This is a genomic window from Microbacterium sp. MYb72, from assembly GCF_002979415.1.
In the GTDB taxonomy this organism is placed as follows: Bacteria; Actinomycetota; Actinomycetes; order Actinomycetales; family Microbacteriaceae; genus Microbacterium; species Microbacterium natoriense.
In genome coordinates this window covers 1-23,893 of sequence record NZ_PCOT01000030.1, presented here as the reverse complement: position 1 = coordinate 23,893, position 23,893 = coordinate 1, and the positions used below count along the sequence as shown (strand labels likewise).

Here is a 23,893-nt window from a genome sequence, read left to right as displayed (position 1 = left end):
AGACGCGAACTGCGGGCGGATTCCGCTGCGGACCGGGCGCTGCTCCACCCGAAATAGACTGGACCCATGACCCAGCACGTTGCACTCGTCGGCGGAACCGGAAAGCTCGGGAAGATCATCCACGCGGTGATCGACGAGCTCGACGGGATCGAGGTGAGCCGCGTGCTGACGTCGTCGAGCGACCTCTCGGAGATGGACGGCGTCGATCTCGTCATCGACGCGACGACGCCCCAGATCAGCATCGACGTCGTGCGCGCAGCGGTCGAACGCGGCATCAACGTGCTCGTCGCCACCTCCGGCTGGTCGGCGGAGCGCATCGCTCTCGTCCGTCCGCTCGTCGAGGCCGCGGGGACGGGCGCCGTGTTCATCCCGAACTTCTCGCTGGGGTCGGTGCTGGGCTCGGCTCTCGCCGCGGCGGCCGCCCCGTTCTTCGGCTCTGCCGAGATCATCGAGGCTCACCACGCCTCGAAGATCGATTCCCCCAGTGGCACCGCCGTGCGCACGGCGGAGCTGATCGCCGCTGCGCGTGCGGAGCAGGGGCCGGTGAGCGCCCCGCACGCCGACCAGCGCGCCCGGGGCCAGCAGGTCGGCAGTGTGCCGATCCACTCGCTGCGGCGCCCCGGGGTCATCGCGAAGCAGGAGGTCATCCTCTCCGGACCGGGGGAGTCGCTGACGTTCACGCACGACACCGTCGACTCCGCTCTCGCCTACGCCCCCGGCATCCGCCTGGCCGTGCCGCATGCGTTGACCGCGACCGGCGTGGTCGTGGGGCTGGAGAACATGATCGACATCGGCATCCGATCATGATGTCGCGCATCGGCGTCGCCGTGATGGGCGCCTGCCTGGCGCTGTATCTCGTCGTCGTGGGGCAGCGCGCCATCGTCATGCTGACGACGGGCGAGCCCATCGCCATCGCGATCGGCGTTGCGCTCCTGGTGATGCCGCTGATCGGCGCATGGGCGCTCTATCGCGAGACGCGCTTCGGGTTCGCCGCTGATCGGCTGGGTCGTGCGCTCGACGCCGAGGGCGGGATGCCGGAGGCGGAGGGCGAGGTCAGCGCGAGCGGACGTCTGCCCCGCGAGGACGTGGAGCCGATGATCGCGAAGTACACCGCGGCCGCCGAGGAGGCGCCGGACGACTGGCGTGCACGCTATCGGCTCGGTGTGGTGCAGGATGCCGCCGGGCGCCGCAAGGACGCCCGGGCCAGCATCCGCGAGGCGATCCGCCTCGAACGCGCCTGATCAGGCGAGCGTCGCCTCGAGGGTGATCTCGATGCCCGCGAGCGCCTGAGAGACGGGGCAGCCGACCTTGGCGCCCTCGGCGATCTCCTGGAACTGCTCGGGGGTGAGCCCCGGCACGGAGGCGTTCACGTTGAGGTGGCTGCCGGTGATGCCGGTGCCGGGCTTGAAGGTGACCGATGCGCTCGTGTTCACGCGCTCCGGCGGGGTGCCGTTCTCGGCGAGGGCGTGCGAGAGCGCCATGCTGAAGCAGGACGCATGGGCGGCCGCGATGAGCTCCTCCGGCGTGGTGGTGGTGTCGCTGCCTTCGCTGCGGGCCTTCCAGTCGATCGGGAAGGTGCCCAGGTTCGACGACGAGAACGCGACGGTGCCCGAGCCTTCCATGAGCGATCCGGTCCAGGTGCTGGTGGCTTCGCTGGTGACGGGCATGGTGACCTCCGGTTCTCGCACTGCCCGAGCGGCAGCGTCGCGTCCCGGCCAGCCTACCTACCGGGGCGACCCTGCGGAACAGCGCGCTCAGGCGGGGGAGGCGGCCCTGCCGACGAGTCCTGCGCGCTGGAGCAGCAGGTAGAGCTGGCAGCCCAGGCAGAGTCCGAACGCGGCGTTCAGGAAGGCGGCGACGAAGGCGGCGGCCGTCGCGATGGGGAGGGCCCACGGCACGCCGAGCAGGTGGAGCACGAGTCCGATCGTGACCACGAAGAGACCCACTCCCTGAGCGAATCGCGGAGGGCGCGGGTCTTCGAGCTCGGTCGGGGGAGAGAGGCGAGGGCGCACGGCCCTGCGGAAGAGAACGCCCCAGGGGGCGGTCGACGGCGACACGACGCTCCACAGGAAGAGGAGGGCGATCACGAGCGTGAGCAGGAACGCGGGGTCGAGAGCACGCTGCACGAGAGACGCGGATGAGAGCGCCCACCCGTCCGAGGGGAACGTCGCGTCCGCCAGCGGCTGATAGGCGAACCAGCCGAAGGTCGCGGTGGTCGCCCGGGCGGTGGATATCCCGATGAGTCCGAGGAACGTGGCCGCGAGCAGCAGCACGGTCGTGATCGTCGCGGCGAAGCGGGGGCCGCGGGGGTCGATGCCGGCGGGAGTGGACATGGGGGACTCCAGACTGCGCCTCAGACGGCGGCGAGGGCTTCGGTGAGGGCGTGCCGGTGCGGTACGCCGTTGAATCGTGCGCGGACGGCTCCCGAGCCGTCGACGAGGAACGTCGTCGGCGTCTGCAGCACCCGGTAGCGGGTGGACAGGTCGGGGCGATGGGTCAGATCGACCTCGATGTGAGCGAGCCCGTCGTCCTGCGTGGCGAGCGTGCTGAGCATCCGCCTGACCTGCGGGCATCGCGCGCACATCTCGGTGCTGAACTGCACGAGCGTGGCCTTCGCGCCCAGCTCAGCGGCGGCATCCGCGGGGTCGAAGCGCAGATGTCCGCCCCCTCTCCGACGTCCGTCGAGCACGCGCAGCACCACTCCGACGAGCACGGCGACCACGAGGAGGACTCCCGCGATCGCGAGGGCGAGAAGTGGCGACATGCGAAGAGCGTACGTCCGTCCCGCCCCCGAGCGGGTCGATGTTTCGGAGTAAGACGGCCGAGCTCGTTCCGCGTGGGGACGGTAGTCTGGCTCTCATGAGCGAAGCCGTCCTGACGCCGTACGAAGACCTGCTCCGCGACGTGCTGGAGACCGGCACGCACAAGTCGGATCGCACCGGAACCGGCACGACGAGCGTGTTCGGACGGCAGATCCGCTTCGACCTCGCGAAGGGCTTCCCGCTCATCACCACGAAGCGCGTGCACTTCAAGTCCATCGCCTACGAACTGCTCTGGTTCCTGCGCGGCGACTCGAACGTGCGATGGCTGCAGGAGAACGGCGTCACCATCTGGGACGAATGGGCGGATGCCGAGGGCGACCTCGGTCCTGTCTATGGAGTGCAGTGGCGCTCGTGGCCGACGCCGGACGGCGAGAGCATCGACCAGCTGTCCGAGGTGATCGAGCAGATCACGGCCACCCCTGACTCGCGTCGGCTCATCGTGTCGGCCTGGAACCCCGCCGACATCCCCGACATGGCGCTGGCTCCGTGCCACGCCCTGTTCCAGTTCTACGTCGCCGACGGCAAGCTGTCGTGCCAGCTGTATCAGCGCAGCGCCGATCTCTTCCTCGGAGTCCCGTTCAACATCGCCTCCTACGCGCTCCTCACGCTGATGGTCGCGCAGCAGGTCGGCCTCGAGCCCGGCGACTTCGTCTGGACCGGTGGCGACTGCCACATCTACGACAACCACGTCGAGCAGGTGCGCGAGCAGCTCTCGCGCGAGGCGTACCCCTATCCCACACTCCGCTTCGCGCGGACGCCCGAGTCGATCCTCGATTACCGATACGAGGACTTCGTCGTCGAGGGCTACCAGCACCACGCTCCGATCCGCGCGGCGGTGGCCGTATGACGTGGGTGGGCCTGATCTGGGCGGAGGCGCACGGAGGCGTCATCGGCGCCGAGGGGGGGATGCCGTGGCATGTTCCCGAGGACCTCGCGCACTTCAAGGACGTGACGCTCGGCGCGCCCGTCGTGATGGGCCGCAAGACCTGGGATTCGCTGCCGGAGCGGTTCCGTCCGCTCCCCGGGCGCGAGAACATCGTCATCACGCGACAGCAGGACTGGGCGGGGGAGGGTGCGCGGCGCGCAGCCACCGTCGCTGAGGCGGTCCGCGGGCAGGAGCGGGTTTGGGTCATCGGCGGCGCCGAGATCTTCCGTCAGGTGTCGGCGGATGCCGACCGTCTCGAGGTGACGGAGCTCGACGTCGACGTCGCGGGCGACGCCTACGCCCCGTCGAAGGCGGGATGGCGTCTCGTCAATGAGGGGGAGTGGCAGACCTCCCGCTCCGGCATCCGCTACCGCTTCCTTGGATACGAGCGCTGAGATGCCCACCGCACTGATCACCGGAGCCAGCGCCGGCCTGGGCGCCGAGTTCGCCCGTCAGCTGGCACGTCGCCGCGCCGACCTGATCCTGGTCGCGCGTTCCGGCGACGCCCTCGAGGAGCTCGCGACCGAACTGCGAGGAGCGTACGGTGTCGCCGTCGAGGTGCTCCCCGCCGACCTCGCCGTCGAGGGGGACGTCGAGCGGGTGGCCGCCCGGCTGCTCGACACTGCGGACCCCGTCGATCTGCTCGTCAACAACGCCGGCTTCGGCCTTCCGCTGCAGTTCGCCGACAACGACATCGCCGACGAGGTGCGCCATCTCCGCGTGCACGTCGAGGCCTCCATGCGCCTCATGCACGCCGCCCTGCAGACCATGCGCGGCCGCGGCGGCAGGATCATCAACGTCGCCTCGGTCGCCGGCTTCATCTCCCGTTCCACCTACTCGGCGTGCAAGAGCTGGCTGATCGGCTTCAGCCGCTGGGCGAACGCGGAGTACGCACGCGACGGAGTGACCGTGACGGCCCTGTGCCCGGGATTCGTGCACACGACCTTCCACGAGCGCATGGGGCTCGAACAGGGGCACGAGGGCGTGCCGAGCATCCTGTGGCTGCAGGCTCCCGATGTCGTGCGCGCGGGTCTGCGCGACGCGGCGCGCGGCAGGGCGGTCTCGATCCCGTCCCTGCGCTACAAGGCCGTCGTCGCTCTGACGCGCATCCTCCCGCGTGGGCTCACCTCGGGTGTCGCGCGCCGAGGACGGGTCTGAGGACGGGGATCAGCGGAAGCGTCCGAGGCGGATCCCGGCGTACGCGATCGCGGCGACCGTCTCGCCATCGGTGATGCGTCCGTCCGCGATCATCGCCAGCACCTCCGTGAACGGAACCCGTGTGACGGCGGCGATGCCCTCCTCGGCCTGACTGTGCTTCGGGTCTTCGGCCGCACGCCGGAGGCCACGGGCGAGGAACACGTGCTCCGGCGCATCCGCGATGCCGTTCAGGGCGTTCATGGTGCCGATCGCGGTCCACTCCGACGCCTCGAGCCCCGTCTCCTCGAGGAGCTCCCGGCGTGCGGCGACCAGCGGATCCTCGCCGTCGCTGCCGCCCGCGGGGACCTCGATCGATGTTCCGGTGGTGTAACGGTCGAGCGTGACCAGGCAGATGCGGTCCTCGTCGTCGACGGCCACCACGAACACGGCGGGATTCCTCATCGTCACCACGCCGTAGATGCCGTCGCCCGCAGGACCCGTGACCCGGTCCTCCCTGACCGAGATCCAGCTGTTCGCGTAGACCGTCGTCGATTCGTGCGTCTCCCAGACCATGGGACGAGCCTAGGCGCCCGGTCTGCCTAGGATCGACTCATGGGCTGGTTCGGGAGGAAGCGCGATCCCCAGGACGCGAACGAGATGCTGCGGCGGTACAACGACGCGGAGGCCGCCCGTCTGGCCGGGCTGGCGAACGGCACGTCAGCGGATGCCGCACGGCCGTCGTTCTCCGCAGCGGGATCCGTGGCGGAGTTCGCGGTGGAGGACGTCTTCACCATCACCGGTCGCGGACAGGTCGCCACCGGCACGGTCTCGTCAGGCGTGCTCCGTGTCGGCGACGCGGTGACCGTGCACCGCGGCGCGTCCGAGGTCGCGGTCTCGGAGATCACCGGCATCGAGATGTTCCGCAAGATGGCGAACAAGGCGACCGCCGGGACGATGGCAGGGCTCCTGCTCCGAGGGAAGCTCGACATCGCCCGGGGCGACGTCATCCGGACTCGTTCGTCAGCGTGAGCGGCATCCGAACCGATACGCTGGAGGCATGACGCACTCGGGCAACCCCTTCGGACAGGTTCTCGTCGCGCTCGTCACTCCGATGACGGCCGACGGCGAAGTCGACTGGCCCGCCGTCGAGAAGCACATGGATGACGTCATCACCGCGGGTGCTGACGGCATCGTCGTGACGGGAACGACCGGCGAGACCTCCACTCTGACCGACCCTGAGAAGCTCAAGCTCGTCGAGGTCGGCAAGTCCGTGTCGGCGGGACGCGCGAAGATCATCACCGGCGGCGGGTCCAACGAGACCGCGCACGCGATCGAGCTGTACAAGGCCAGCGAGAAGGCCGGCGCCGACGGCATCATGATCGTCACGCCGTACTACAACAAGCCGACCCAGGCGGGCATCCTCACGCACTTCCGGCTCGTCGCCGACGCCACCGACCTGCCGGTGATCCTCTACGACATCCCCGGCCGCACCGGCGTGCCCATCAAGTACGAGACGATCCTGCGCCTCGCGAAGCACCCCAACATCCTCGCCGTGAAAGACGCCAAGGGCGACTTCTCCGAGGTCAGCCGGGTGCTCAACCAGACCGACCTGATGTACTTCTCTGGCGATGACGCGAACGTGCTCCCGCACCTCGCGATCGGCGCGACGGGCCTCATCGGCGTCACCGCGAACATCACCGCCACCCCGTACCGCACCATCGTCGACGCGGTGAACCGCGGCGACCTCGCCACGGCGACCGCAGAGCACAAGCGCCTCGAGCCGCTCGTGCGCGCCGCGATGACCCATGTGCCCGGCACGGTGGCGGCGAAGTACATCCTGCACGGACTCGGCCGCATCTCGAGCCCGCGCGTCCGTCTGCCCCTGGTCGGTCCGGAGGAGTGGGAGGCCGCCCTCATCGAGGACGAGCTCGCTCTCGTCAGGGACGTGCCGGGCGCAGACTTCTCGAACTTCCGCCCCGACCGCAACGCGGCTGCGGGCGGAGCCCTGCCCAAGGTGCACGGCACGACGCGCTGACCCGCGTCGCCATGAACGAACGGACGCGCACAGTGTCCGACTGAGGAGACAGCATGTCCATCCCCATCGCAGATCCTGCCGCACTCGACGAGGGGACCCTGCGCGTCACGCCGCTCGGCGGTCTCGGCGAGATCGGTCGCAACATGACCATCTTCGAGTTCGACGGCAAGATCCTCATCGTCGACTGCGGTGTGCTCTTCCCCGAGGAGCACCAGCCAGGCGTCGACCTGATCCTTCCCGACTTCGAGCCGATCAGGCACCGCCTCGATGACATCGTCGGCGTCGTGCTGACGCACGGCCACGAGGACCACATCGGCGCCGTCCCCTATCTGCTGCGCATGAAGAGCGACATCCCGCTGATCGGCTCGGGGCTGACCCTCGCCCTCGTCGAGGCGAAGCTCAAGGAGCACCGGATCAAGGCATTCACCCTGACGGTGAAGGAGGGGCAGCAGGAGAAGGTCGGCCCCTTCGACCTCGAGTTCGTCGCGGTGAACCACTCGATCCCCGATGCACTCGCCGTCGTGATCCGCACGCCCGCGGGCATGGTGCTCGCCACCGGCGACTTCAAGATGGACCAGCTCCCGCTCGACGGACGCATCACGGATCTCCGTGCGTTCTCGCGCCTGGGTGAAGAGGGCGTCGACCTCTTCCTCGTGGACTCGACGAACGCCGACGTGCCGGGGTTCACTCCGACCGAGCGGTCGATCGGCCCCGTGCTCGATCAGGTGATCGGCAAGGCTCCTCGTCGAGTGATCGTCGCGAGCTTCTCCAGCCACGTGCACCGCGTGCAGCAGGTCATCGACGCCGCGCACGCGCACGGGCGCCGTGTCGCGTTCCTCGGACGCTCGATGGTGCGCAACATGACCATCGCCGAGCAGCTGGGCTACCTCAAGGTGCCCGACAACGTGCTGATCGACTTCAAGAAGGCGCGCGACCTTCCCGACGAGCAGATCGTGTACATGTCGACCGGTTCTCAGGGCGAGCCGATGGCCGTGCTCAGCCGCATGGCCAACATGGACCACGCGATCGAGGTCAGCGAGGGCGACACCGTCATCCTCGCCTCCAGCCTCATCCCCGGCAACGAGAACGCGGTGTACCGCGTGATCGACGGCCTCACCAAGCTCGGCGCGAACGTGGTGCACAAGGCGAACGCCCGCGTGCACGTGTCAGGGCACGCCGCGGCCGGAGAGCTGCTGTACTGCTACAACATCCTCAAGCCGAAGAACGTGCTCCCCGTGCACGGCGAGTACCGCCACCTGATCGCGAACGCCAAGCTCGCGCAGGACACCGGGATCGCCGAGGAGCGCACGATCATCGCCTCGAACGGCACGGTGATCGACCTCAAGGACGGCGACGCCAAGGTCGTCGGACAGCTCGACCTCGGATTCGTGTACGTCGACGGCTCGACGGTCGGAGAGATCACGGACGCCGACCTGAAGGACCGTCGGATCCTCGGCGAGGAGGGCTTCGTCTCGGTCATCGTGGTGGTGGATGCCGGAACCGGTCGCATCATCTCGGGTCCCGAGATCCACGCGCGCGGCATTGCCGAGGACGACTCCGTGTTCGACGACGTCGTGCCGAAGATCGTCGCTGCGCTGAAGGAGGCCTCGGGTAACGGCGTACGCGACACGCACGCGCTGTCGCAGGTCGTGCGACGCACGATCGGGCGCTGGGTCAACCAGAAGCTGCGTCGTCGTCCGATGATCGTCCCTCTCGTCATCGAGGCGTGAGGGCGGGCTCCGACTCACAGGAGCGCGTCATCCGGCTGTAACGGGACCGGCCTAGGCTCTGGTCATGCCAGAGGACTTCACGATCCGCGCCGCCGTCCAGAGCGACGGCAGCTTCCTCGGCGACATGGTCGTCGAAGCGGCGAACTGGCGGGGGCGATCACCTCGTGCTCGGCATGAGATCCTCACCTCCGTCGAGCATCGCCGGTACATCGCCGGGTGGATGAGGCCCGCGGATGCCGGTTTCGTCGCGGTCGACTCCGATGATCGACCGATCGGGGCGGCCTGGTACCGGATGCTGCCGCCGAGCGATCCGGGTCTCGGTTTCGTCGAGACGGCTGTTCCCGAGCTGATCATCGGCGTGCAGCCGATCTGGCGGGCTCACGGCGCAGGGCGAGCCCTGCTGCGACGGCTTCTGAGTCGCGCACGCGAGCAGGGGCACCGGCGGCTCAGCCTGAGCGTGGAGCGCGACAACTTCGCGCGCACTCTCTACCGGTCGGAGGGCTTCGTGGTCACGCACGCTCTGCCCGATCGCGACACCATGGTGCATCGCCTGTCCTGAGCGCCCGGATCACCGGAATGCCGCGTCATTACGCGGCTTTGTCGGTTGCTGGCCGTAACGTGAGTCCCATGGCCAGGAGCACCACGAAGTCCGAGCGCGCATCGGAGAGCGCGCCGTCGCGCCCGAAGCGGCAGGCCGCTCCGAAGCGGCAGGCCGCGCCGCGCGCCCAGGCCACGCCGAAGAAGTACATCGACGAGGCAGAGAAGCCTCCCGTCGTCGTTCGTGCCTGGAACGGCATCGCACACGGCGTCGGCGGCATGTTCCGCGCCTTCGGTCCAGAGACGCTGGAGAAGGACGACCGGCGCGACGGATTCCCGTTCCTCCTGGTCCTGCTCGCCATCGCCGGAGCCGTGAACGAGTGGTTCTTCATCGGCAACGAGGTCGCGGGCAGCATCAGCGCCTACTCGGTCGGACTCCTCGTCGGGCGCGTCGCCTTCGTCATGCCCGTGCTGCTGCTCCTGCTCGCCGGATGGCTCTTCCGGCACCCCTCGTCGGTGCATGACAACGGGCGCATCGGCATCGGCTTCGGCCTCTTCGCCATCACGATGGCCGGTTTCTGCCACATCGCCGGCGGCATGCCGCAGCCCAAGGAGGGCATGGTCTCCCTGAGCGCTGCGGGCGGTCTGTTCGGCTGGATGGTCGGGCAGCCGCTGAGCTACCTGACCACGATCCCCGCCTACATCGTCCTCGCGCTGCTCGCGGGCCTCAGCATCCTCATCCTCACGAAGACGCCGCCGAACCGCATCGGGCAGCGCCTCGGCGACCTGTACGCCTGGATGTTCGACGCGGAGCGCGCCGAGAAGCCGGCGAAGGACGCCGCGGCGATCGACGAGGCCGACAAGGTCGACGACCCCGATGTCCTGCCGTGGTGGCGCCGCAACAAGACCGGTCGCGAGGAGGATCCCGATGAGGGATCGCTCGACTCCGACGACATCACGGCGCTGCTCACCACGACCGACGCGACACCCGCCTACGACCAGGCGATCACCGTCGCCGACCCCTACGACGCCGCCACCGAGGTGCTGTCCGATGTGCGCTCCGTGACCGACGCGCTGGCGGAGCAGCAGACGACCGCGCTCCTCGACGACTCCGACACGGGCGAGATGCCCGAGCTCCCCGGCCTCGACGGCTTCGGCACCGAAGGCCCGGGGGAGGGCGGCCCGCAGGCGCCGCTCGCTCCCTACATCCTTCCGTCTCCCGGCGTGCTCGCCGAGGGCCCGCCCTCTGTGGCGCGCTCAGAGGCCAACGACCGGATCGTCGAGCAGATCACGAGCGTGCTGTCGCAGTTCAACGTCGACGCCAAGGTCACCGGCTTCTCGCGGGGTCCGACGGTCACGCAGTACGAGGTCGAAGTCGGCCACGGCGTCAAGGTCGAGAAGATCCTCCAGCTGAGCAACAACTTCGCCTACGCCGTGGCGTCGAACGACGTGCGCATCCTCTCGCCGATCCCCGGCAAGAGCGCGATCGGCATCGAGATCCCCAACACCGACCGAGAGACGGTGGCGCTCGGCGACGTCCTGCGATCGCAGGCGGCGCTGAAGAACACCCATCCGCTCACGATCGGCGTCGGAAAGGACGTCGGCGGCAACTTCGTCACGGCGAACCTCGCGAAGATGCCTCACCTCCTCGTGGCCGGTTCCACCGGCTCGGGTAAGTCGAGCTTCGTGAACTCGATGATCACCAGCCTTCTCATGCGCGCGCGCCCCTCCGACGTGCGCATGGTGCTGATCGACCCGAAGCGCGTCGAGCTCACCAGCTACGCCGGCGTGCCGCATCTCATCACGCCCATCATCACGAACCCCAAGAAGGCAGCCGAGGCGCTGCAGTGGGTCGTGAAGGAGATGGACATGCGGTACGACGACCTCGCGTCGTTCGGTTTCCGCCACATCGACGACTTCAACCGGGCCGTGCGCGCGGGGGAGGTGGAGGTGCCCGTCGGCAGCGAGCGGGTGCTCAAGCCGTACCCGTACCTCCTCGTCGTCGTCGACGAGCTCGCCGATCTCATGATGGTCGCCCCGCGAGACGTCGAGGACTCGATCGTGCGCATCACGCAGCTCGCTCGCGCCTCCGGCATCCACCTGGTGCTCGCCACGCAGCGGCCGAGCGTCGACGTCGTGACCGGTCTGATCAAGGCCAACGTGCCGTCGCGCCTCGCTTTCGCCGTCACCAGCGTGACGGACAGCCGCGTCATCCTCGACAGCCCCGGCGCCGACAAGCTGATCGGCCAGGGCGACGCCCTGTTCTCGCCGATGGGTTCGTCGAAGCCGTTCCGTCTGCAGGGCGCCTGGGTCGATGAGAAGGAGATCGACGCCGTCGTCAAGCACGTCACCCGCCAGGCGCGCCCGGAGTACCGCTCCGACGTGCAGGAGGCGATGGACCCGGCCAAGAAGAAGGACGTCGACGAGGACATCGGCGACGATCTCGAGCTGCTGCTCGCCGCTGCGGAGCTCATCGTGTCCTCTCAGTTCGGATCCACCTCGATGCTCCAGCGCAAGCTCCGCGTCGGCTTCGCCAAGGCGGGACGCCTGATGGATCTCCTCGAATCGCGCGAGATCGTCGGCCCGTCCGAAGGGTCGAAAGCCCGCGACGTACTGGCCACCGCAGAGCAGCTTCCGCAGGTGCTCGCGAAGCTCAGGGGAGTCGACGCGCCCGCAGCTTCCTCGGCCTCGGCCGCGCCGGCGGCTCCGGTCGCGCAGGCGCCTGCGGTGCCGGCGCACTCCTACGACCCGATCGAGGCGCAGTTCGAAGGACTGCCGGTCGTCGAAGCAGAGGGCGATGAAGACGCCTGGGGCCTGACGGGGCGCGACTGATGTCCATTCCCCGGCAACTGCCCAATGCGATCACGATCGCCCGCATCCCGCTCGCCGTCGTCTTCTTCGTGCTTCTTCTGCTCGGTGGCACGTACGGCGATGGCGACATCGTTCTGCGCTGGGTCGCGGCGGCGCTGTTCATCGTCGCGATCTCGACGGACTGGGTAGACGGCTACCTTGCTCGCCGGTACGACATCGTCAGCGACTTCGGCAAGCTGTGGGACCCGATCGCCGACAAGCTCCTCACGGGGGCGGGGTTCATCGGACTCGCGATCCTCGGCGAGGTGAACTGGTGGCTGGTCGCGATCATCCTCGTGCGCGAGTGGGGCATCACTGTCCACCGCCTGATGATCGTGAACGAACACGTGGTCGCCGCGGCCTGGATGGGGAAGATCAAGACGGCTGTGCAGGGCGTCGCCCTGTCGTGGGCGCTGCTCCCGTTGCACGTGCTGATCGGACGAGAGCCGTGGACGCTCGTGACCGCTGTTCTCATGGTCATCGTCCTCGTGCTCACGGTCGCCAGCGGTATCGACTACATCATCGCGCAGGTCCGCGGAGCCCGGCGAGCGTCGTGAGCGCAGCCTCCGACGCCCTGGCCGCGCTCGACGCGCGAGGGTGGACCCTCGGTGTCGCGGAGTCCCTCACCGGCGGCGCCCTCTGCTCGGCGCTGGTCGGCGTCCCCGGCGCGTCCGCCGTACTGCTCGGCGGGGTCGTCGCCTACGCGACGCCGGTCAAGCACACCCTCCTGGGCGTCGACGCACACCTGCTCGACACGCACGGGGCCGTGCATCCGGAGGTCGCGGCGCAGATGGCGCGGGGCGTCAGGAGCGCCGTGGCCGTCGGAGGACGCTCCGCCGATGTCGGAGTGTCGACGACGGGCATCGCCGGGCCGGACTCGCCGGACGGGCAGCCGGTGGGAACGGTGCACATCGGCGTGGCGACGCCCATCGCGGAGGTGAGCCGCGCGTTCGTGTTCACGGGCGATCGCGCTGCAATCAGAGCCCAGACTGTCGACGCTGCGCTTGCGATCCTGCGAGAGCTCGTCGGGGAATAGAAATCCCCAGGGCAAAGTTGACATGAGTGTGCTCACATTCAAACCACAGGGTGAAAGAGTAGATTCTGTGCATGCCAGTGGTATTAGACTGGCGATCTCGTCGGAGGAGACTCCGGCGGACCGAACGGGGAGGAGGTTCCGATGATTCTTGTCAGGCAGGAAATCGGCGATGTGCTGAGGGACTTCCGTCTGCAGAAGGGGCGCACCCTTCGGCAGGTCGCAAGCAAGGCGTCTGTGGCGCTCGGCTATCTCAGTGAGGTCGAGCGCGGGCAGAAGGAGGCCTCGAGCGAGATCCTCGCGTCGGTCGCCGATGCGCTCGACGTTCCCATCTCGATCATCATGCGCGAGGTCGGAGATCGCATCTCCGTGCTCGAGGGTCTCCAGGTGTTCCCCGACGTCGTTCCCGACGATCTGGTCGCGTCGATCGAGCCGCAGCTCTCGCTGCGCTGATCGGTCTCCCGCATCTCCATGCGCCGTAGCGAGTTCCTCCGTGCGGTCGATGCGGAGTTCCGGGGCAGAGCCCTCTCTCTGGTGAACGACCTCGTCCTGTCCCAGCTCGCGGGTCGTACGGCGCTCGAAGCGCTGGATGCCGGTGTTCCTCCGCGCGACATCTGGCTCGCGCTGTGCGATGAGACCGACGTCCCGTTGGCGCGTCGACATGGCGCCGGACGTCTGGAACCGCGCAAGCGTTGAACCGATGACAAGTGTTCGAGTGCTCCGCATTCCGACACGCCGAGAGCACGACCTGCTCGAATATCTGTTCGATGCCGCGTAGTCTTCTGCACAAGTGGTTCAGGAACCGTGTTCTGCACAGTTCGTGGGTGTTCCGACTCTATGTCGGAGCCCCCCCGTACGGTGAAGACATGGCCACGGAGCCATACGTCTTGTCGGAGAGTTCGCCCAGCCTGGGGGAGCCGCGACAGCCTACAGACGGCAACACGCGAGCAGAAGGAACACATCATGCCATCACCCGCAGACCGCGAGAAGTCCCTCGAGACTGCACTCGCTCAGATCGACCGCCAGTTCGGAAAGGGCTCGGTCATGCGGTTGGGGAGCGACGAGCGCGCTCCCGTCGCCGTCATCCCGACCGGTTCCATTGCTCTCGACGTCGCGCTCGGCGTCGGTGGTCTGCCGCGTGGCCGCATCGTCGAGATCTATGGCCCTGAGTCCTCGGGTAAGACGACCCTGACCCTCCACGCGATCGCCAACGCGCAGCGTGCGGGAGGCATCGCAGCGTTCATCGACGCCGAGCACGCGCTCGACCCCGACTACGCGGCGAAGCTCGGTGTCGACATCGACGCTCTTCTCGTGTCGCAGCCCGATACAGGTGAGCAGGCGCTCGAGATCGCCGACATGCTCGTGCGTTCCGGTGCCATCGACCTCATCGTCATCGACTCCGTGGCGGCGCTCGTGCCTCGCGCGGAGATCGAGGGCGAGATGGGCGACTCGCACGTGGGTCTCCAGGCCCGACTCATGTCTCAGGCGCTGCGAAAGCTCACGGGTGGCCTGAACCAGACCAACACGACGATGATCTTCATCAACCAGCTGCGCGAGAAGATCGGAGTCTTCTTCGGGTCCCCGGAGACCACCGCCGGTGGAAAGGCGCTCAAGTTCTATGCGTCGGTCCGCCTCGACATCCGTCGTATCGAGACGCTGAAGGACGGCACCGACGCCGTGGGAAACCGTACGCGCGTCAAGGTCGTCAAGAACAAGATGGCTCCGCCGTTCAAGCAGGCGGAGTTCGACATCCTCTACGGCATCGGCATCTCCCGCGAGGGCAGCCTGATCGACTTCGGCGTGGAGCACGGCATCGTGAAGAAGTCCGGTTCCTGGTACACCTACGACGGAGACCAGCTCGGCCAGGGCAAGGAGAACGCGCGGTCGTTCCTCCTCAAGAACCCCGACATCGCGCTGGCCATCGAAACCCAGATCAAGCAGAAGCTCGGCATCGGTGTGCAGGCCGCGGCGGCCCCGGCCGATGAGCTCGCCGAGCGTCGCCCGGCGTGATCGTGCTGCGGTATCGGCCCGAGGTCGCGTGCCGCCCTGCTCAAAGATCGGAGTGACCCATGGACGAATCTGAGCGGATTGCGCCGGTGATCCCGCTGTTCGGCGGCCCTGCGGCAGCGAGCAGCGACAGATTCGGGGCGACGGTCGAACATGAGGCCGTTGCCGTGGATGCTCCTGAGTCCGGTGCGGTGGGGGAGAACGTCGAGGACGTCTTCTCTCACCGCACCGGTGACGGTGCATGGCGGTCGACCTGGGATGCGTCGAGCGATCGTTCGGCGACGAGTCGCGTCGCTGACGCAGGCCGTCCCAGCGACCGTCATCCGGCTCGGGGCGGTCTGGAGAGGTCCGCTCCGAGACTGCGTGCCCTGCAGTCTCCGGATGCGGTGGAGAACGCCGGCGACGGCCCCGATCCTGCCGAGATCCGAGAGTCGGCGGAAGAGCTTCTCGTGCGCAAGCTGCGTGCGAGATCGCTCTCCATCTCGGAGGCGCAGATGGTGCTGAAGGGGGTCGAGGTGCAGGGGCACCGGCTCGACGCGGCGCAGATCGACGACGTGATCGACGACTTCTGCCGTCGTGGCTACCTCGACGATGCGGTGCTCGCCGCCCAGCTCGTCACCTCCGGAGTGGAGCGGAAGAAGCAGGGGAGGGTCGCCGTCTCACGGGCTCTCGCCCAGCGCGGCCTCTCTCGCGATGTGATCGATGCGGCGCTCGACGAGCTCCCCGACGACGACATCGAGCGGGCGCTCGAATTCGCTCGCACCAAGATGCGGTCGCTGGCGCGGCTCGATCCGGAGACCGCGAAGCGCCGACTCACCGGCCAGCTCGCTCGTCGTGGCTATCCGGGAGGGGTGGTCTCGAACGTGGTTCGGACGGTCACTGCCGAGCAGTTCGGCGGTCGGCGGCCTTCTTCGGGCGTGCGCTTCGAGTAGTCGAGTTCGACGGCGTGCTCTTCGAGCATGATCCCAACGGGTCCCTGGCCGACGCCTCGGCGACGTTCCGACGCGGTCAAGGGACGAGGCTTTCCTGAGCGCGAGAAGACGCCACTCGAACGTAGAATTGACCCATCATGACTATCCCGCGCAGTGAACCGACGATCATCGATGCCTCGTCGGCAGCAATCGACAGCGACGGGCGGCAGCGCTCGTACGAAGTGCGCACCTTCGGGTGCCAGATGAATGTGCACGACTCCGAGCGGCTCTCGGGCTCACTGGAGAGCGCCGGCTACGTCCGGGCGGCCGATGGCGCAGAGGCCGATGTCGTGATCATCAACACGTGCGCGGTCCGCGACAACGCGGCAGGCAAGCTCTACGGAACCCTCGGCCAGCTCGCTTCTGTCAAGCGTCGCAAGGACGGTATGCAGATCGCCGTCGGCGGATGCCTCGCCCAGATGGACAAGCAGGCCGTGCTCGACAAGGCGCCGTGGGTCGACGTGGTCTTCGGCACGCACAACATGGGCTCTCTCCCAGGTCTTCTGGAGCGGGCCCGTCACAACGGCGAGGCTGAACTCGAGATCCTCGAGTCGCTCGAGGTCTTCCCCTCGACGCTCCCGACGAAGCGCGACTCGGCACACAGCGGCTGGGTGTCGATCTCGGTCGGCTGCAACAACACCTGCACCTTCTGCATCGTCCCGCATCTGCGCGGCAAGGAGAAGGACCGCCGGCCCGGCGACATCCTGAACGAGATCCGACTGCTCGTCGAGGACGGCGCGATCGAGGTCACGCTGCTCGGTCAGAACGTCAACTCCTACGGGGTCGAGTTCGGCGACCGGCAGGCGTTCGGCAAGCTGCTCCGCGCCGCAGGTGAGATCGAGGGGCTCGAGCGCATCCGCTTCACCAGTCCGCACCCCGCCGCGTTCACCGATGACGTGATCGACGCCATGGCAGAGACTCCGAGCGTCATGCCGCAGCTGCACATGCCGCTCCAGTCGGGCAGCGACAGCATCCTCAAGGCGATGCGTCGCTCGTACCGCAGCGAACGGTTCCTCGGCATCATCGAACGCGTACGGGAGCGCATTCCGCACGCGGCGATCACCACCGACATCATCGTGGGCTTCCCCGGCGAGACCGACGAGGACTTCGAAGACACCATGCGGGTCGTCGAGCAGTCCCGGTTCTCGGGGGCGTTCACATTCCAGTACTCGATCCGCGAGGGCACGCCTGCGGCGACCATGCCAGACCAGGTTCCCAAGGCCGTCGTCCAGGAGCGCTACGAACGGCTGATCGCCCTGCAGGAGCGCATCTCCCTCGAGGAGAACCAGAAGCAGGTCGGCCGAGAGGTCGAGGTGCTGGTCTCCGTCGGCGAAGGCAAGAAGGATGCCGAGACGCATCGGCTCACCGGTCGCGGCGAGGACAACCGTCTCGTGCATTTCGAAGTCACCCCCGGCTCCGAGCTCCCGCGTCCGGGCGACGTCGTCACCGTGACCATCACGCACGCTGCTCCCTTCCACCTGCTCGCCGACGATCCTTCTGGACGGCCGCTGCGCATCCGGCGCACCCGCGGCGGAGACGCCTGGGACCGCTCGCAGGCCGAATCGTGCGCAGTGCCCGCTCCGGCGGCGGACGGCGGGCCGCGCGCGGTCTCGCTGGGGCTGCCGACGCTGCGCGTGGGCGTGTGACGAGACCGCGTCTCTGGGCGGTCGTCGGCGCGACCGGCACCGGGAAGAGCGACCTCGCTCTCGATCTCGCCGAGGAGCTCCGCGCACGCGGCAACCCCGCGGAGATCGTGAACGCCGACGCGATGCAGCTCTACCGCGGCATGGACATCGGCACCGCGAAGCTGTCCCCGGAGGAGCGCCGCGGCATCGCGCACCATCTGCTCGATGTGAGGGACGTCACCGAGGAAGCGGCGGTCGCGTGGTACCAACCGCTCGCCCGCGCAGCGATCGGAGAGATCCACTCCCGCGGCGGTGATGCGATCCTCGTCGGAGGATCGGGCCTCTACGTGTCGAGCGTCGTCTTCGACTTCCGATTCCCGCCTCGCGATCCCGCGCTCAGAGCCCGATTGGAGAGCGAGCTGGAGTCACTCGGCGGCGCGGCGCTGATGGCACGGCTGCGCGAAGCCGACCCCGAGACGGCAGCACGTGTCGATCCGCACAACGGTCGCCGTATCGTCCGTGCCCTCGAAGTGCTGGAGCAGGGCGGCACCACACACGGCGCTGCGCTGCCGGAGGCCCCGGTCCTCTGGCATTCCGAGACCAGGCTCGTCGGGCTCCACGTCGACAGGCCCGCGCTCGTCGAGCGTCTCGACGCGCGCGTCGACCGCATGTGGGAGGCCGGTCTCGTCGACGAGGTCGCCGAACTGCGCGCTCGGGGCCTCGAGGGTGGGGTCACGGCGAGCAGGGCCATCGGCTACGCACAGGCGCTCGGACAGCTCGACGGTCGGCTCACGCCGGCGGAGGCCGTCGCCGAGACCCAGGCCCTGACTCGACGCTACGCCCGGAGGCAGGTGTCGTGGTTCAAGCGGTACCCGGGGATCGAGTGGCGCGAGCCGATGTCTGACGTCCGCGGCATGCTGGAGGCATGACCACCCACTACTACACGGCGTCCAGCCTCGACGGCTTCATCGCGACCGCAGACCATTCGCTGGACTGGCTCCTGAAGCAGGACATCGACATGGACGGGCCGATGGCCTATCCGGGCTTCGTCGAGACGATCGGGGCTCTCGCTATGGGGGCGTCGACCTACGAGTGGGTGATGCGCGCCGAAGAAGGCCGGTGGGGCTACGCGCAGCCGACATGGGTGTTCACTCATCGCGAGCTCGCGCTTCCCGAGACGGGCGACGTGCACCTCACATCGTCCGACGTGCGGGACGTGCACGCCCAGATGATCGAGGCTGCCGACGGGAAGGACCTGTGGATCGTCGGCGGCGGCAGCCTGGCGGGTCAGTTCGCGGATGCCGGTCTCCTCGACGAGGTCTGGGTGCAGTATGCGCCGGTGACTCTGGGCTCCGGTGCCCCGCTTCTCCCGCGCGTGCTCGACCTCGAGCTGATCGACGTCGCCCGCAACCGCAACTTCCTCTGCGGGCGGTACCGGGTGCTGAGGGGCGAGTGAGCGCGCGCAATAGTGTGGAGGCCATGACATGACCCGGCATGTGAGACCCTTCCGACGCGACGACACCGACGGCGTCGTCGCCCTCTGGGCGGAAGCGGGTCTCACGCGACCGTGGAACGACCCCAGGCTCGACATAGAGCGAAAGCTCTCGGTGCAGCCGGAGCTCTTCCTCGTCGTCGAGGATCCGTCGATGCCCGGTGTCCTTGTCGGCAGTGTGATGGCCGGTTACGACGGTCATCGAGGGTGGCTGTACTACCTCGCCACCGCGGTCTCTCATCGCGGTCGGGGAGTCGCTCGCGCCCTCGTCCACGACGCAGAGGCACGACTTCTCGACATGGGCTGCCCGAAGGTGCAGCTCATGGTGCGCGAGGGCAACGAGGGTGTCCTGGGGTTCTACGACGCCCTCGGGTACGAGCGCTTCGCCGTCGCGAACACGGGCAAGCGGCTCATCGCCGACGCATAGCCGACCTCCCTAGACTGGGGACATGGTCGCATTCACCAAAGGGCACGGCACCGGCAACGACTTCGTCATCATCGCCGACCCCGATGGGGAACTCGACCTCACGAGCGAACAGGTCGCTGCTCTGTGCGATCGCCACTTCGGCATCGGCGGAGACGGCATCCTTCGGGTCGTTCGGTCCTCCGCGATCCCTGACGGTGCTGCGGCGCTGGCGGAGGAGCCCGCTGCGGAGTGGTTCATGGACTACCGCAACGCCGATGGTTCGATCGCGGAGATGTGCGGCAACGGCATCCGCGTGTTCGCGCACTATCTGGTGCGTTCGGGACTCGCCGCGATCGAACCGGGATCCACGCTGCCGATCGGCACGCGCGCCGGAGTACGGGATGTGACGCGCAGCGAGAGCGGATATCAGGTCGACCTCGGACTCTGGAAGCTCTCCGGAGACGATCCCCTGGTCACCGCAGGTGGGCTCTCCGTGACCCGCCCCGGCCTCGGCATCGACGTCGGCAATCCTCACGTCGTCGTCGCGCTGGCATCGGACGCCGAGCTGGCCTCGCTCGAGCTGCACCGCACTCCCGAGCTCGACCCCGCGCTGCCGGACGGAGCGAACGTGGAGTTCGTCGTCCCAGGTGAGCCGCTCGTCCGCGACGGCATCGGTCACGTGAAGATGCGGGTCTCGGAGCGCGGTGTGGGCGAGACGCTGAGCTGCGGGACAGGGGTGGCTGCCACAGCTCTCGCCGTCCGGTACTGGGCGGGGGAGAAGGCCCCGAACAACTGGCGTGTCGAGGTGCCGGGCGGGACGCTCGGAGTGCGGATGTTCCCCGCGGAGGATGGCGAGCACGTCGCGCTGTCCGGTCCCGCGACGCTCGTGTTCCACGGCGAGGTCGATCTGGTCTGATGTCGGTGGCGGAGCCGATCGAGCTGGTCATCTTCGACTGCGACGGCGTGCTCGTCGACAGCGAGCGGTTGTCGGTGGAGATCGATCGGCGGGTTCTGGCGGACCTCGGGTGGACGCTGACCACGGAGGAGATCGTGCATCGCTTCGTCGGGCGCTCTGCTGCTCACTTCCGCGCCGACGTCGAAGCACACCTCGGGCGCCCGTTGCCGGACGACTGGGAGGCGCCCTACCAGCAGTGGTATCTGGAGGTCTTCGAGAGCGACCTCACCGCGGTGGAGGGCGTCGAAGCGGCGATCGCTGCGATAGACGGCGCCATGTGCGTGGCCTCGAGCGGTTCGCACGACAAGATCCGACGGAATCTGGGCTTGACGGGACTGCTGCCGACGTTCGACGGGCGGATCTTCAGCGCCGACGACGTGGATGAGGGAAAACCCGCGCCGGACCTCTTCCTGCACGCGGCGGCGCGCATGGGAGTCGAGCCGTCTCGATGCGTCGTCATCGAGGACAGCCGCTTCGGCGTGGCGGCGGCACGTGCGGCCGGAATGCGATCGTTCGGCTACGTCGGCGGGCTCACACCGCCTTCTTGGCTGGACGGCGAGGGGACGACCGTCTTCGCGGACATGGCCGATCTTCCCGGCCTGCTCGGGATGACAGCTCAGCGGTGACCGTCGCGGGTCACAGCCCCGTGAGTGCGATCGGCTCCGTGGGGGGCGTCCCGTGCTTGCGGACCTTGAGGATCCGGTAGCCCTTGCCGGTCGCCGTGCGGAACACGCTGTACCCGGGATGGAAGGATGCGGCGATCCAACGCTGCAGCGAGTCTGCCCCGAGATTGCGCTGCACGACGAGCCATGCATCGCTGCGCTCGTCCAGCCGGGGGATCCACCGTTCCAGAAGTCCGTGCAGCTCGTTCTTGCCGACCCGGATCGGAGGATTCGAGCGAATCGTGCGGAACGTCACGTCTTCGGGAACATCATCGGGCAGTGATGCGTTGACATTGGTGAGCCCGAGCGCTGCAGCATTGCGCCGCACGAGGTCGAGGGCGCGTTCGTTCACGTCGACGGCCCACACGGTCGCGTGCGGAGCGGCCAATGCCATCGACAGCGTGATGGGACCCCAGCCGCTGCCGAGGTCGAGAAGATGGCCACCCGGCGGCACCGGGGGCGTGTTGGCGAGGAGAACCGCAGTTCCGGCATCCAGCCGATCCGGGCTGAAGACGCCGCCGGCGGTGGTGACGTCGACCTCACGGCCTGCGAGCGACACACTGATCGTCCGCAGGTTCTCGGGGCTTGCCGGGGCCGCAGTGAAGTAATGGTCGGACCCCATACCGTGAGCGTACCGGACAGGGCGGGCTAAGGTTAAGACTCGCAACAAAACCCAGAGATCAGGAACGGATGACGGACACCACAACCCCCTCCACCGACGACGAAGCCGTCGACCGCGTTCTCGCGAACGCCGAGAAGCGCATGGAGGTGCGCGTGTTCGGCGCCGCACAGGCGCTGCAGGATGAATCGACCGCCGCGCACACCCGTTCGGACGGAGATCAGTGGGATCTCGAGGATCGTCATGCGCTGCGTCGTGTGGGCGGCCTCTCCACCGAGCTCGAGGATGTCACCGAGGTCGAGTACCGGCAGCTTCGACTCGAGAACGTCGTGCTCGTCGGGGTGTACCCGCAGGGAGCGCAGGAGGACGCCGAGAACTCCCTGCGTGAGCTCGCAGCACTCGCGGAGACGGCTGGAGCCGTCGTGCTCGACGGGGTTCTGCAGCGCAGGCCGCACCCGGATGCCGCCACGTACATCGGCCGCGGCAAGGCCCAGGAGCTCAAGGGCATCGTCGCCGCGACCGGCGCGGACACCGTCATCGCGGACACCGAGCTCGCACCGAGCCAGCGTCGTGCCCTGGAGGACGTCGTCAAGGTGAAGGTCATCGACCGCACCACGGTGATCCTCGACATCTTCAGCCAGCACGCGAAGAGCCGCGAGGGCAAGGCCCAGGTCGAGCTCGCTCAGCTCGAGTATCTCCTTCCTCGTCTGCGCGGCTGGGGCGAGTCCATGAGCCGGCAGGCCGGTGGACAGGTCGGCGCCGGCGGCGCGGGTATGGGCTCGCGTGGCCCCGGTGAGACGAAGATCGAACTCGATCGCCGCCGCATCCGCACGAAGATGGCGTTGCTGCGCCGTCAGATCCGTGACTTCGGACCCGCCCGGGAGGCGAAGCGAGCCGAACGCAAGCGCAACACGATCCCCTCCGTGGCGATCGCGGGCTACACGAACGCGGGCAAGTCCAGTCTCCTGAATGCGCTCACCAGCGCCGGGGTGCTCGTCGAGAACGCGCTGTTCGCGACGCTCGACGCGACCGTGCGACGCTCGGAGACCTCGGACGGTCGCGTGTACACGCTCACCGACACCGTGGGCTTCGTGCGCAACCTGCCGCACCAGCTCGTCGAGGCCTTCCGTTCGACGCTCGAAGAGGTGGGCGACGCCGATGTCGTTCTGCACGTGGTCGATGGTTCGCACCCCGACCCGGCAGGACAGCTGCAGACCGTCCGCGATGTGATGGGCGACGTCGGCGTGCGCGACATGCCGGAGATCGTCGTCTTCAACAAGGCCGATCTGATCAGCGAGGACGACCGACTCGTGCTCCGCGGCCTGGAGCCGCGCGCGCACTTCGTGTCGTCGCGTTCCGGCGAGGGCATCGAGGAGTTGCGCGCCGCCATCGAGGAGGCGCTGCCTCAGCCGGCGATCGAGGTGCACGCCGTCATCCCGTATGACAGGGGAGACCTCGTCGCTGCGATCCATGAGACCGGGATGCTGCTCTCCGTCGAGCACCGCGAGGCGGGAACCGCCGTGCGCGCGCGGGTGTCGGAGCGGCTCGCGGCAGATCTCGCGCCGTTCGCCGACGGGGACTGAACGGACTAGCCCGATATCAGGCCGATGCACGGCCCGATCACGATGAGCCATGCGGCCGCCGAGACGATCAGCATCCCGACCCCGATGCCTCGTGACCTCGGGGAGAACAGCAGCCCGATTCCGATCAGGACCGGGAGCCCGAAGATCACGAAGTACGCGGCGGTGCCCGCAAAACTGAGCGCTGAGATCACACTGAGGAACAGCACGAAGGCGACGATGTACGACAGGCATCCGATCCCGGTGCCGATGCCGACCTTCGCGCCGTTTCCCAGTCCTCGTCCCTGCTGAGGGTGGTGCGGGTAGGCGGACGGATCATAGGGAGGCTGGGCAGGCTGACCGGCTGTTCCCGGCTGCGGCAGAGGACCCGAGTACGGCGGCGGGCCGGGGTACGGCGCCGGCGTTCCCGAGTACGGTTGCGCGGGGCCGGGATAGGGCGGTGCTCGACGGAGAGCAGCATCCCGGTCTCATGGATCGCAGCGACGAGGTCTCCCCTGTCATACGGGA

The 23,893-nt window shown here is 68.2% G+C and carries 29 protein-coding genes; 23 read left to right on the top strand and 6 right to left on the bottom strand.

The window, feature by feature from the left end; all coding sequences use genetic code 11:
- The first annotated feature begins 66 nt into the window (after window positions 1–66).
- Entirely contained in the window at window positions 67–807 is a 741-nt protein-coding gene (gene dapB / locus CQ047_RS15160; protein WP_105676604.1) for a 4-hydroxy-tetrahydrodipicolinate reductase, read from the top strand.
- Window positions 804–1,241: a hypothetical protein gene (locus tag CQ047_RS15155; protein WP_181155963.1), complete on the top strand. Its 438-nt coding sequence runs from the start codon at window positions 804–806 to the stop codon at window positions 1,239–1,241. Before dapB ends, CQ047_RS15155 begins: the two co-directional genes overlap by 4 nt.
- Here CQ047_RS15155 and CQ047_RS15150 read toward each other — a convergent pair whose 3' ends face one another.
- The 3 genes from CQ047_RS15150 to CQ047_RS15140 all read right to left on the bottom strand — a co-directional run bounded on the left by CQ047_RS15150 (window position 1,242) and on the right by CQ047_RS15140 (window position 2,764).
- Window positions 1,242–1,667: an OsmC family protein gene (locus CQ047_RS15150; RefSeq protein WP_105676601.1), complete on the bottom strand. Its 426-nt coding sequence runs from the start codon at window positions 1,665–1,667 to the stop codon at window positions 1,242–1,244.
- Between the two features lie 87 nt (window positions 1,668–1,754).
- Entirely contained in the window at window positions 1,755–2,333 is a 579-nt protein-coding gene (locus CQ047_RS15145) for a DUF4395 domain-containing protein (RefSeq protein ID WP_105676600.1), read from the bottom strand.
- A 20-nt stretch (window positions 2,334–2,353) separates the two neighbouring features.
- Complete coding sequence (locus CQ047_RS15140) at window positions 2,354–2,764, bottom strand: thioredoxin family protein (RefSeq protein WP_105676599.1); 411 nt, start codon at window positions 2,762–2,764, stop codon at window positions 2,354–2,356.
- A 95-nt stretch (window positions 2,765–2,859) separates the two neighbouring features.
- Between CQ047_RS15140 and CQ047_RS15135 the strand changes: the two genes are divergently transcribed.
- From CQ047_RS15135 to CQ047_RS15125, 3 genes are read left to right on the top strand one after another with little or no spacing between them, the layout of a single operon-like run.
- Window positions 2,860–3,669: a thymidylate synthase gene (locus CQ047_RS15135; RefSeq protein WP_105676597.1), complete on the top strand. Its 810-nt coding sequence runs from the start codon at window positions 2,860–2,862 to the stop codon at window positions 3,667–3,669.
- Complete coding sequence (locus CQ047_RS15130) at window positions 3,666–4,142, top strand: dihydrofolate reductase (RefSeq protein WP_105676596.1); 477 nt, start codon at window positions 3,666–3,668, stop codon at window positions 4,140–4,142. The genes CQ047_RS15135 and CQ047_RS15130 overlap by 4 nt, the downstream gene beginning before the upstream one ends.
- 1 nt (window position 4,143) lies before the next feature.
- Complete coding sequence (locus CQ047_RS15125; protein WP_105676594.1) at window positions 4,144–4,905, top strand: SDR family oxidoreductase; 762 nt, start codon at window positions 4,144–4,146, stop codon at window positions 4,903–4,905.
- A 9-nt stretch (window positions 4,906–4,914) separates the two neighbouring features.
- Here the strand turns inward: CQ047_RS15125 and CQ047_RS15120 are convergent, their stop codons facing one another.
- Window positions 4,915–5,457: an NUDIX hydrolase gene (locus CQ047_RS15120; RefSeq protein WP_105676592.1), complete on the bottom strand. Its 543-nt coding sequence runs from the start codon at window positions 5,455–5,457 to the stop codon at window positions 4,915–4,917.
- A 39-nt stretch (window positions 5,458–5,496) separates the two neighbouring features.
- Here CQ047_RS15120 and CQ047_RS15115 point away from each other — a divergent pair, with 39 nt between their 5' ends.
- The 17 genes from CQ047_RS15115 (at window position 5,497) to CQ047_RS15035 (ending at window position 21,151) form a co-directional block, all read left to right on the top strand.
- The gene (locus CQ047_RS15115) at window positions 5,497–5,913 is read left to right on the top strand and encodes an EF-Tu/IF-2/RF-3 family GTPase (protein ID WP_105676591.1); all 417 of its coding nucleotides are present in this window, start codon (window positions 5,497–5,499) and stop codon (window positions 5,911–5,913) included.
- 28 nt (window positions 5,914–5,941) lie between these two features.
- Entirely contained in the window at window positions 5,942–6,919 is a 978-nt protein-coding gene (dapA, locus tag CQ047_RS15110) for a 4-hydroxy-tetrahydrodipicolinate synthase (RefSeq protein WP_105676589.1), read from the top strand.
- A gap of 53 nt (window positions 6,920–6,972) precedes the next feature.
- Window positions 6,973–8,649, top strand: a complete 1,677-nt coding sequence (locus tag CQ047_RS15105; protein WP_105676588.1) for a ribonuclease J — start codon at window positions 6,973–6,975, stop codon at window positions 8,647–8,649.
- A 64-nt stretch (window positions 8,650–8,713) separates the two neighbouring features.
- Window positions 8,714–9,208: a GNAT family N-acetyltransferase gene (locus CQ047_RS15100; protein ID WP_105676586.1), complete on the top strand. Its 495-nt coding sequence runs from the start codon at window positions 8,714–8,716 to the stop codon at window positions 9,206–9,208.
- 68 nt (window positions 9,209–9,276) lie between these two features.
- The gene (locus tag CQ047_RS15095; RefSeq protein WP_105676585.1) at window positions 9,277–12,018 is read left to right on the top strand and encodes a DNA translocase FtsK; all 2,742 of its coding nucleotides are present in this window, start codon (window positions 9,277–9,279) and stop codon (window positions 12,016–12,018) included.
- Window positions 12,018–12,593, top strand: a complete 576-nt coding sequence (gene pgsA / locus CQ047_RS15090) for a CDP-diacylglycerol--glycerol-3-phosphate 3-phosphatidyltransferase (protein WP_105676584.1) — start codon at window positions 12,018–12,020, stop codon at window positions 12,591–12,593. Before CQ047_RS15095 ends, pgsA begins: the two co-directional genes overlap by 1 nt.
- On the top strand, window positions 12,590–13,072 hold the full coding sequence (locus CQ047_RS15085; RefSeq protein ID WP_105676583.1) for a CinA family protein: 483 nt from the start codon (window positions 12,590–12,592) through the stop codon (window positions 13,070–13,072). The genes pgsA and CQ047_RS15085 overlap by 4 nt, the downstream gene beginning before the upstream one ends.
- A 141-nt stretch (window positions 13,073–13,213) precedes the next feature.
- The gene (locus CQ047_RS15080; protein WP_105676581.1) at window positions 13,214–13,522 is read left to right on the top strand and encodes a helix-turn-helix domain-containing protein; all 309 of its coding nucleotides are present in this window, start codon (window positions 13,214–13,216) and stop codon (window positions 13,520–13,522) included.
- 18 nt (window positions 13,523–13,540) lie between these two features.
- Window positions 13,541–13,765: a DUF3046 domain-containing protein gene (locus CQ047_RS15075; RefSeq protein ID WP_105676580.1), complete on the top strand. Its 225-nt coding sequence runs from the start codon at window positions 13,541–13,543 to the stop codon at window positions 13,763–13,765.
- Window positions 13,766–14,032: 267 nt separating this feature from the next.
- Window positions 14,033–15,079, top strand: coding sequence for a recombinase RecA (gene recA, locus CQ047_RS15070; protein WP_105676578.1), 1,047 nt, complete (start codon window positions 14,033–14,035; stop codon window positions 15,077–15,079).
- 59 nt (window positions 15,080–15,138) lie between these two features.
- Window positions 15,139–16,008, top strand: a complete 870-nt coding sequence (locus CQ047_RS19135) for a regulatory protein RecX (protein WP_258132702.1) — start codon at window positions 15,139–15,141, stop codon at window positions 16,006–16,008.
- Window positions 16,009–16,145: 137 nt separating this feature from the next.
- On the top strand, window positions 16,146–17,693 hold the full coding sequence (gene miaB / locus CQ047_RS15060; protein WP_105676577.1) for a tRNA (N6-isopentenyl adenosine(37)-C2)-methylthiotransferase MiaB: 1,548 nt from the start codon (window positions 16,146–16,148) through the stop codon (window positions 17,691–17,693).
- Complete coding sequence (gene miaA / locus CQ047_RS15055; protein ID WP_105676631.1) at window positions 17,690–18,601, top strand: tRNA (adenosine(37)-N6)-dimethylallyltransferase MiaA; 912 nt, start codon at window positions 17,690–17,692, stop codon at window positions 18,599–18,601. The genes miaB and miaA overlap by 4 nt, the downstream gene beginning before the upstream one ends.
- Window positions 18,598–19,128 carry a dihydrofolate reductase family protein gene (locus tag CQ047_RS15050; protein ID WP_105676576.1) on the top strand — a complete coding sequence of 177 codons (531 nt, stop codon included), beginning with the start codon at window positions 18,598–18,600 and terminating at the stop codon, window positions 19,126–19,128. Before miaA ends, CQ047_RS15050 begins: the two co-directional genes overlap by 4 nt.
- 28 nt (window positions 19,129–19,156) lie before the next feature.
- Window positions 19,157–19,591, top strand: a complete 435-nt coding sequence (locus CQ047_RS15045; protein ID WP_105676575.1) for a GNAT family acetyltransferase — start codon at window positions 19,157–19,159, stop codon at window positions 19,589–19,591.
- 22 nt (window positions 19,592–19,613) lie between these two features.
- Window positions 19,614–20,486 carry a diaminopimelate epimerase gene (dapF, locus tag CQ047_RS15040; RefSeq protein WP_105676573.1) on the top strand — a complete coding sequence of 291 codons (873 nt, stop codon included), beginning with the start codon at window positions 19,614–19,616 and terminating at the stop codon, window positions 20,484–20,486.
- A complete protein-coding gene (locus CQ047_RS15035) occupies window positions 20,486–21,151 on the top strand; it encodes an HAD family phosphatase (protein ID WP_219844631.1) in 666 nt (221 codons plus the stop codon). Before dapF ends, CQ047_RS15035 begins: the two co-directional genes overlap by 1 nt.
- Before the next feature lie 10 nt (window positions 21,152–21,161).
- On the opposite strand, the gene CQ047_RS15030 is transcribed toward CQ047_RS15035, so the two are convergent.
- On the bottom strand, window positions 21,162–21,809 hold the full coding sequence (locus CQ047_RS15030; protein ID WP_105676572.1) for a class I SAM-dependent methyltransferase: 648 nt from the start codon (window positions 21,807–21,809) through the stop codon (window positions 21,162–21,164).
- A 68-nt stretch (window positions 21,810–21,877) separates the two neighbouring features.
- Between CQ047_RS15030 and hflX the strand changes: the two genes are divergently transcribed.
- Window positions 21,878–23,389: a GTPase HflX gene (gene hflX, locus CQ047_RS15025; protein WP_105676571.1), complete on the top strand. Its 1,512-nt coding sequence runs from the start codon at window positions 21,878–21,880 to the stop codon at window positions 23,387–23,389.
- 5 nt (window positions 23,390–23,394) lie between these two features.
- On the opposite strand, the gene CQ047_RS15020 is transcribed toward hflX, so the two are convergent.
- The gene (locus CQ047_RS15020) at window positions 23,395–23,595 is read right to left on the bottom strand and encodes a hypothetical protein (RefSeq protein WP_105676570.1); all 201 of its coding nucleotides are present in this window, start codon (window positions 23,593–23,595) and stop codon (window positions 23,395–23,397) included.
- Window positions 23,596–23,893: the final 298 nt, after the last annotated feature.